An 8,311-nucleotide genomic window follows, 5' to 3' on the forward strand; every position below is an offset into this window, starting at 1 on the left:
CTAAAACCCGACCATATGACGCACGGCCGCCAGCGGTCGGCGCACCAGCCAATAGAGGATGGGGACACGCCCGGCTTCGATACGGGCCGTCCCTTTAAGGCCGAGTCGGGGCTTAGTCCCCTCTTCCATCAGGGTCGCGCGCAAGCGGTAGGCCACCGTCGAATCGGAGCGGCTTTGCGCCTCGTAGCCGACAAAGCGCAGACTGGCGCGCACGGGATGCAGCGGGTCGGCGTTCAGAAATACCGTCACTTTCATGCCGGGATCGAGATCCACCGCGTCCCCGACCGCCAGCCAGGCTTCGATCTCGGTATCGCGCTCGTCGGCGATGGACATTACCCGTTCGCCGATACTGACGGGACGACCGATCCATTCGGAGGGATCGTCCAATACGGCAAGGCCGCTGCGTGGCGCCTTGACCTTGATCCGCTCCAACAGACCGCGCAGATAGGCCGCCTCGGCGGCACGCTCTTCCATCCGCCCGGAGAGGACCATCAGCTTGGACTTGGCGGCCGGATCGAATACCGCCTGTTGCGAGGTCAGCCGATATTCTGCCTCGGCGGTCGACAGGGTCTTTTCCGCCACTTCAAGCTTGCCGATCAGGGTCGTGGCGTCGAGATCGAAGAGCAGTTGGCCCTCCCTGACCTGGGCATTGGGGGCGATATGGAATTTATCGATGACGCCATCCAACGGGGACCGCACCACCGCTGGGTGGGCTGCCACCAGTTCGGCCGGAGCCAGCACGGTTAACGGCACAGGCAACAAGGATGCCAGCGCGACACCACCCACCACCGCTCCCCAGGCCAGTCGGCTGAGCTTCCGGCGGGGCGTCGCTCCCCTGCTCTTCTGGAAAAAGGACAGGGCATGTCCATAGGCATGGCCGATTTCGTTCAGCAGGGCCTGGTCTTGGTCGCTCCATGGGCCGTCGCGAACCAAGAGCACCCCCCCAAGCGCCCGATCCCCCCACCCATTGAGAGGAAGCCAAAAACCATGGGGCGGAAACCACTCGCTCCATTCGGCGCGGTCGCGCTCGGACAACAGGCCGGGATCGATCCGCCCACCCTGGGGCAGCGCGGCGGCAAGGCCTCGACAGGCGCGCGCCAGCCACAAAACGAAAGGGGTCGACCCCTCCGGCGCGGAGAGGCCCGAGATGGTGACGACACCCATGCCCTCCCGCCACAGGATCGCCTGACGATACGGAGCCAGCGCGTGGGTCTCGTTGACGATGATAAAGCCCAATTCCTCGGCGGTCTCCGCCTCGCGGATGCGATGCTGAAGGCTCAGAAGAACGGAAATCGGATCGGTCGCCTCGGTCATGGTGGGGTCAATAACACTCGACCACTCATTCCCGCCAGCAGTTCTGGAAACGTGCCGGTCACCTCCGCCACCACCTTGACCGATTGGCTGAGGGGATCAACCTTGGCCCCCAACCGCGCCACCTTGGCCGGGTAGGAACGCCCGGTCTCATCGATGGCGATTTGAAAGCCAAGACCGGGCTTTAGCCATGACAGCCAACGCGACGGCGCCAAGAATTCCACTTCAAGCACCGAGTCGTCCAGAATTTCCAGCATGACCTGACCGGCCTGGACGAACTGATGATCATGGACCTTGATCTCGACCACCCGCCCGGGGAATGGCGCCGCCACGTTGCACTTAGAGACCACCGCCGCCCCGGCATTGATCTTGGCGCGGTTCTTGGCGACCTCGGCGGCAGCCACCTCGGCTTCCAGGGCGCCACCGGCATTCATCTCATGCAGGCGGCGATTGACCGAATAGGTCTTCTCCGCCGCCACCATGGTGGCCCGTGCCTCTTCCAACTGCGCCCGCTGAACATGGCAATCCAACGAGACCAGGGCTTGGCCATCCTTGAACCGCTCGCCATCCTTGACGGTGATCCTGTCGACCTTGGCGGCCAACTCGCTGGACAATGTGGTGAAACGGCGTGGCGACAGTTGAGCGCGAATATCCTGTCCCGCTCCGCCTCGGCCCATATCCTGGGCCGAGGCGCTTGAAGCGGCCAGCACGGCAAGCACGACCGCGAAGGCGTAACGGCGCATCAATTGGCGGAGGAGGCGATGGCGATGGGGCCATCTTCCGAGGCCGCCGGTAAATCGTAACGCAGAACGTCCTTGTCCTTGGCGGGGGCAGCGGCAGGAGACTGTGTCTGACGGCCCTGGGACGCCTTTACCAGAATCTCCGACACCTTGCCTTCGTCCAGTCCGGGACGAACCCACGTGGCGGCGACATTGGCCGACCGTTCCGCATCATCGGCAGGCTGCGACACTTCGCGCAGCCGAGCCGACTGATCGGGGACGTCATTCCAATTCCGATCACTCTTGACCGCCTGTTGTTCCACGGCGGTCAAATCGACGGATGTCACCGCGGCCTTCCGGCGGACGACGGCCACCTTCTTGGTTTTGGCCTTGACGACCGGACCATCCTGGGTCGCGGCGACGGGCTGGACGGTGACACTCTGATCAGGGGTGGATTCCACCACGGGTGCCTGAACGGGCATTTCAGCCACGGGGACCGGAGCCAACGCCTCGGGGGCCGCGTCCACCACGGGAATCGGCGCCGTCGGCAACCGCCCCCATGTCTCCAACCGGGCGTTGATCGTATTGCTCAGATCATCGATATCGTGGCTGGCCACCTGATCGGGAAGCAGATCCTGACCCAGAGTCGCCTGCATCTTGCCGAAGGCCGACTGCATCTGGGCATAGCTTTGATAGCGGCGCAGGCGGGCGGCGATAGCCGAGGTCTGGTTGGCGATACGCTCCATGACGCTCTGAGCGTCGTTCTCGGAACGAACCCTGGCGAACTGGGCCAGACGCTGCTCCACCTGATACAACTCGTCGGCGCGCTGGAATTGCTTGCCCGCGTTCTGGAACTGCCGATAGGAAACATGGACCTGGGCCAGGATCGCCATGCGCAGTGCGACGCGCTTGGCATTGGCGACCTTTTCGTTGGCCTCGGCGCTGTCCATCTGGTCGGGCGCCGACAAAAGGTTAAACAGGTTCCAGGTGATCTTGGAGCCAACCTCATACCACTGGTGATCCACCAGGAAGCTGTTGCTGTCCCACTTGTTGTTGATGTTCAGATTGATGCCGGGCAGCATCTTCAGGATGGTTTTCTTCGTCTCGTCCAAGGTGATGCGGGCCAGATACATCTGTTCGCGCAGGTCGGGATTATTGACGAAGGCCAGTTCTTCCATCTGCTCTGGCGACATCTCCATGGGCGGTATGGTCATGGCCGAATCAGCGGGAATATCAAGATTCATTTCGCTTCCCGGCGGCAGATTGACCAGCGCCGCCAGTTCGTAGCGCGCCGTCGACAATTCATGGCTGATCGCTTCCAGCTGACGCAGATTTTCCAGCAGGTTCTTCTGATAGCGCAGGATTTCGGCCTGGGACCGCAGCCCCTCCCTCTCGACCGCGCGGGCGTCGGTCAGTGCCTTCTCGGCCACTTGGACCGTATTGGAAACCTCGGCGTGGAGAACCTGGGCGGCGGCCGTCCGCCAATAGGCGAAACGCACTTCCTGAATCAGGTTATGGACGGTCTTGCGGCGGCGCTCGGTGGCGATCAGCGCCTTGTCGGCGCTCTGCTGGGCATTGACGTAGCTCACGCCGAAATCAAGGATGTTCCAGGTCAGCCCCAGGTCGGCGGTAATATTGTCGCGATCGGTGGAATAGGTGGGATTGCTGGTGGAGGTGACATTGGTGACAGCATCGCGCGACCGGGTGGCATTGGCCTCGGACCGACCCGTATAGCCCGCATTGGCGACCATCTTGGGCAACAGATCCCAGCGATCGACATTCTTCTGACCGGCGGCCAGGGCCTCTTCCATCACCTTGGTGCGGCGATCCAGGTTCTGGGTCAGGGCACGGGCAATGGCATCAGACAGGCTCAGAGGCTTGGTCACCGGCGCATCGGCGCTGAACATTTCGGCCTTATCCGCGACGGTCTGGGCCTTCATTTCGGCCTCGGTCAGCGGGTTTGGCGACACCGCGCAGGCGGATAGCAGCGCGACAACCGAGGCGGAGGCAAGAAGGTGACGGAGTAAGCGATAGCTGCGCATAGGACAATCCCCTGGAGTAAATTCATTCTCGTGTTTGATTAGGCGACGCGGCCCGAAGCTGATCTCATGGCGGCTAAACGTGCCGTACCGGATTTGGCTGCGCGAATCTGCTCGGCGAGGCCCGCCTTGCCGACAAAGGCGTGACGGGACGGACCGACGAGGCCGTCGGCATTGGCCCCTTGACCACGCACCTCCATCTTGAACACCTGAACAGCTTCGGCGCCCGCGGCATCCTTGGCCGAGACCCTGATGTCGATGGCCCCCGTCTGACCGGGAGGCGGCGTGCCTTCGAAGCGTCCCGTGGTGGGATTGAACGACAACCAACCGGGAAGCGGCTGTCCATCGGCCATGGTCGCCTGAAGCGTCACCTGGGCATCGGCCTTGGCCACCGCGAAGGCATCGGCGGGAATACCGAACGAGACCCGCCCCGTCTGAACAACTTCGCCGATGGGCCTGGCGACCACGATGGCGTCGCCGCCGGTCGCGGCGCCTGGGGCGGCCACCGCCACCCGAAAACCGCCATCGGACGGCGCCGACAGGTTCGGCGACAGCGCGATATTGGACTCGGCTCCGCGTGTTGACGCGGGCGCCGCGATGCCGTCACTGGTGCGGTTCGACAAGGCCGACAGGCCGTCCGAGGACGAAACCTGCGTGGTCGTGGACTCGCGCACCACGGTCTGCATGCCCGCCGCCTTCGCATCGCTGCTGGTGCCGTCACCACGCAGGGCGTTAATGATCGGGGTGCCGCCCTCGGCGGCGCCGGTCTTGATGATCTTGGGCGTGGAAATCTCGGTCGCGGCAGGCGGTTTCGGAGCATCTTTCGGCGGTTCCGCCGCCGGCGGCGGTGGTGACTGGTGGAGTTCCGTGGTGGCGCTCGTCGGCGCCGTCAATTTGATGTTCGATGTCGCGGTGCCCGAATTACCGTCGGTGGCCTTGGCACTGATCTGCAGGATGCGCGTGGTGGTATCGGGCGACGACAGCGTGTTCTTAAAGGTAATCTGGCTGGTCAGGGTGGTCATGACGGCATCGGTGACACTGCTGCCATAGCTTCTGAAATTATCCAGATACAGGGATGCGCCAGCCGCGCCGCCGCCGGAAAAGTCGAAGGTACCCGCGGCGAAGATAAGCCGGTAGTTATCGCTGGTGGGAACGGTGACACTGCCGGGAGCGAAACTGGTCGAGGCGCTCCCGGAGGAGCCGGTCTGATCCAGAATCAGAGTCGTCGTCCCATCCGTCACATTCAGGAGATAGGCGTAGACGTCGAAGGCATCGCTGCCTCCCAAGGCGCGCCAGTCGAACGAAACGCCGTCTCCGGCATTTGCGGCGAATTCCGGGCTGATGGCCAACGGACCGTGGATGATATCATACCCGTGTGCCATCGAGACGCCGGTGCTCAGCAATTGGAGGCCGTAGCTACCGGCCGTCTTTTGCGTGGTCACCACCGTGCCGCTCAGGGTGCCAAGCGAGGACGGCGTCACCGAATCGTTGTTGGTATTGTTGGCGGGCGTGGTGGTATCGGCGGGGGTGACATAGGGGCCGCCGGAACCGATGGCGCTGGCAAGGTCGGTCGTGCCCAGTTTCACCTGGGTCGTGACGATGGTCCAGCCGGTGGTGTCTCCGGTTTCGAAACCGGCATTGGTGAAGGGAGAAACACCCAAATTGATCTGCAGCGCCTTTCCATTGGTGCCGTCATTGGTCGAATCCACATAGCCGATCAGATCCCGACCTGTGCCGTTGCCCAGATAGACGCCGGTGCTGCTGCCGACGACGCCGGTGGAAATGGCGCCGGTGTCGTTGACATTGGCGCCGTCGGACAGCGCCAGGACGTCGCCGGTCTTGACATTGCTCAGGGTGAAGCTGATCGAGCCGCCGCCGTAATGAGTCCCGTTGGCGAAGGAGATCGCCGGATCCACCGCCACGGCGGTTCCCCCGCTCGCATAGGTGGCGTCGGCGGTGCCCGTTACCGTCGGCGTTCCCAGCAGGCCATCGAACCTGGATATCTCGATCGAGGTTGTCGCCACGGCGCCGACGCTCCGCTCCAGCACCCAATCGCCCCCCTGTGCCGCCAAACCGGTGGCGTCGATCGAGGCCGCCACGTCGGCGCCCGTGGCAGCGGCCAGATCGCGGATAAAGTTATCGCCATCGCTTCCCTTGGCGATATCGCAGCCATACAACAATATGTCGCCACCGGATTTGAGCGCATGGCCGATCTCGGCCAGTTCCGCTTGAATCTCCGGATTGCCGAGCGCGCCGTCCGCAACGGAAGTGGCGCCGATATTCACCAGCCCCTCGGCACCATGCGACAACAGGTGAATGGCATCATAGCCCGAATGGGTCTGCGCCCATTTTGCCATCTGCGCCAGCCCATTGCTGCCGCCGTCGATCAGTTGGACCTCGACCCCCGCCCTCACCCCGTCGATCAAGACCTGATAGCCCGCCACCGAAGTATCGACGAAGGCCACCTCCTTCTTGCCGCCGTCTTGGGACGGATCGGCCGCGCGGACCTGAACCGCAGGCGGAACATCGGGAATGAGCGCCTTGGCGCTGGCATCGGCGGCGGCGTGGGCCGCGTCAACAGCGGCCGCGCCGTCAAACATCCAGCGAGGCTCCAGCGCCATCATCATCAAAGCAGATCGTTCGACATTCCGACGCATGCTTAGCCCCTTCTAATAATTACTTAAAAAGTAACATCTCCTCTTTTGATTGTCCCTCGTCTTCTTGTGTCAAAATTTGTCACGGGGTGACCAGGGCCAAGCTGGAGAGCGCATTTCGGCCCAACCCCCGCTTTCGCGGGAATGACGGAGTTTTTCCGCAGCCTGTTAAAGGTGAGAAGCAGGAAGAACCGATATCATCTCAGTGGTCGACGTCCTGCCCAAAGCTCGACGGGGGTGGAAGGTGGGGTCGTTCCCGATCTGCTCGGGCCAGCGATCGAGATCACACCAATTTTCGGGGCTGCTGCCTGCCTCATTTCTGCCACGGTGCCGCGATAAAATCGCTTCTTCTTGCGGCGCGGTGTATTGGGCGCCCGTCGAACACTCTGGGAGACTTCAATGAGCCATTCCGTAATCGGCGCTTTCGCCGTCGCCGCCTTGATTGCAGCCGGATCGGCATTTGCCGCCGATGCTCCGCCCGCCGCGTCTTCCGCGCCGGCTGCGGCCACAGCCGCCGCCCCCACGGCTCCGGTGGTCCCTGCCACGCCCCCCACCCCGGCACCGACGGCCGCCGCAGCGCCGGTCGCGGCGGCTCCTGCACCGGCCCCAGTTCCCATGGCGGCCCCAGCTCCCATGGAGGCCATGCCGGCCAAAATTGAGAAACCGCGCGTTTCCGCCTGCACCCGTGCCATTCGTTCGGCGGAACATGACCTGAAAGTGTCAAAGGCCAAGCCCGAGGCCATAGCAGGCGCCTGGCAGCATATCCAGGCCGCCAAGCAGGCGCGGACCATGCACAAGAAAGATGCGTGCAAGTCGGAAGCGGCCGCCGCCTCGAAAATGTCCAGCATGATGTGACGGCTGGCCGGTGTGGAGAGGCATGAGCCTTTCCACACCGCCATGGCCGACGGCGGCCATAAGCGAAGTTAATCCTGCCGTCATCTGTGCGCAATCTTCCTCCTGTAAGCTGCAATGTGAGTTGATCTGCCCCGATCCCAGGGAGCGGACATCATAAAATGTCTCCGGAGTCGAAGTGGCAAACCGGGCAATGGCAGGGGAGAAGCATCAATGAGTTCACAGAATAAGCCGACGGCAGCGCACCTCGCGAGCGTCGATCATATTCGGAATAATCCAAAATTCGCTGAACTGGTCCGCAAGCGCACCGCGTTTGCCTGGATACTCTCGGCGATCATTCTGATCATCTATTTCGGTTTCATCGCCATCATCGCCTTCGACAAGGCCTGGCTCGGCACCTTGCTGTCGCCCAACGGCGTCACCACCATCGGCTTCCCGATCGGTATCGGCGTGATCCTGAGCGCCATCGCGCTGACCGGAATCTATGTCTATCGCGCCAATGGAGAATTCGACGACCTGAACCGTCAAATCATCGAGGAATCCCGCTAATGAAGACGATGAAGACCGCATTCGCGGCCGCGCTCGCCATCGGCGGCACGGCCCTCCTGAGTTCGGCGGCCATGGCCGCCGGCGCTGACCTCGGCAACGCCGCCAAGCAAGCCACCAACTGGCATGCCATCATCATGTTCGTGATCTTCGTGGGCATGACGCTGGGCATCACCTACTGGGCGGCCGG

General features: G+C 62.9%; 6 protein-coding genes and 1 pseudogene. 3 read left to right on the top strand and 4 right to left on the bottom strand.

The window, feature by feature from the left end; genetic code table 11:
- The 4 genes from CU669_RS19360 to CU669_RS19375 are packed head-to-tail and all read right to left on the bottom strand — an operon-like array spanning position 1 to position 6,726.
- Positions 1 to 1,314: an efflux RND transporter periplasmic adaptor subunit gene (locus CU669_RS19360; RefSeq protein ID WP_112147244.1), complete on the bottom strand. Its 1,314-nt coding sequence runs from the start codon at positions 1,312 to 1,314 to the stop codon at positions 1 to 3.
- Positions 1,311 to 2,054 (bottom strand): efflux RND transporter periplasmic adaptor subunit, encoded by a 744-nt coding sequence (locus tag CU669_RS19365; RefSeq protein ID WP_112147245.1) that lies wholly within the window; start codon positions 2,052 to 2,054, stop codon positions 1,311 to 1,313. The genes CU669_RS19360 and CU669_RS19365 overlap by 4 nt, the downstream gene beginning before the upstream one ends.
- A complete protein-coding gene (locus CU669_RS19370; protein ID WP_112147246.1) occupies positions 2,054 to 4,072 on the bottom strand; it encodes a TolC family protein in 2,019 nt (672 codons plus the stop codon). The genes CU669_RS19365 and CU669_RS19370 overlap by 1 nt, the downstream gene beginning before the upstream one ends.
- Positions 4,073 to 4,110: 38 nt before the next feature.
- Positions 4,111 to 6,726 (bottom strand): DUF4347 domain-containing protein, encoded by a 2,616-nt coding sequence (locus CU669_RS19375; RefSeq protein WP_112147247.1) that lies wholly within the window; start codon positions 6,724 to 6,726, stop codon positions 4,111 to 4,113.
- 396 nt (positions 6,727 to 7,122) lie between these two features.
- Here CU669_RS19375 and CU669_RS21490 point away from each other — a divergent pair, with 396 nt between their 5' ends.
- The 3 genes and pseudogenes from CU669_RS21490 to actP form a co-directional block, all read left to right on the top strand.
- Positions 7,123 to 7,578 carry a hypothetical protein gene (locus CU669_RS21490; protein ID WP_161539736.1) on the top strand — a complete coding sequence of 152 codons (456 nt, stop codon included), beginning with the start codon at positions 7,123 to 7,125 and terminating at the stop codon, positions 7,576 to 7,578.
- A gap of 210 nt (positions 7,579 to 7,788) precedes the next feature.
- On the top strand, positions 7,789 to 8,124 hold the full coding sequence (locus CU669_RS19385; protein ID WP_112147249.1) for a DUF485 domain-containing protein: 336 nt from the start codon (positions 7,789 to 7,791) through the stop codon (positions 8,122 to 8,124).
- Positions 8,124 to 8,311: pseudogene (actP, locus tag CU669_RS19390) on the top strand (cation acetate symporter); the annotation flags it as partial. The gene CU669_RS19385 and the pseudogene actP, both read left to right, overlap by 1 nt.

It is taken from the genome of Paramagnetospirillum kuznetsovii, from assembly GCF_003284725.1.
GTDB classification, from domain to species: domain Bacteria; phylum Pseudomonadota; class Alphaproteobacteria; order Rhodospirillales; family Magnetospirillaceae; genus Phaeospirillum; species Phaeospirillum kuznetsovii.

Excerpts from the sequence above, each read along its gene's own strand:
- CU669_RS19365 (WP_112147245.1), bottom strand. The coding sequence starts at position 2,054 with ATGCGCCGTTACGCCTTCGCGGTCGTGCTTGCCGTGCTGGCCGCTTCA.
- CU669_RS19370 (WP_112147246.1), bottom strand. The coding sequence starts at position 4,072 with ATGCGCAGCTATCGCTTACTCCGTCACCTTCTTGCCTCCGCCTCGGTT.
- CU669_RS19385 (WP_112147249.1), top strand. The coding sequence starts at position 7,789 with ATGAGTTCACAGAATAAGCCGACGGCAGCGCACCTCGCGAGCGTCGAT.
- CU669_RS19360 (WP_112147244.1), bottom strand. The coding sequence starts at position 1,314 with ATGACCGAGGCGACCGATCCGATTTCCGTTCTTCTGAGCCTTCAGCAT.
- CU669_RS21490 (WP_161539736.1), top strand. The coding sequence starts at position 7,123 with ATGAGCCATTCCGTAATCGGCGCTTTCGCCGTCGCCGCCTTGATTGCA.
- CU669_RS19375 (WP_112147247.1), bottom strand. The coding sequence starts at position 6,726 with ATGCGTCGGAATGTCGAACGATCTGCTTTGATGATGATGGCGCTGGAG.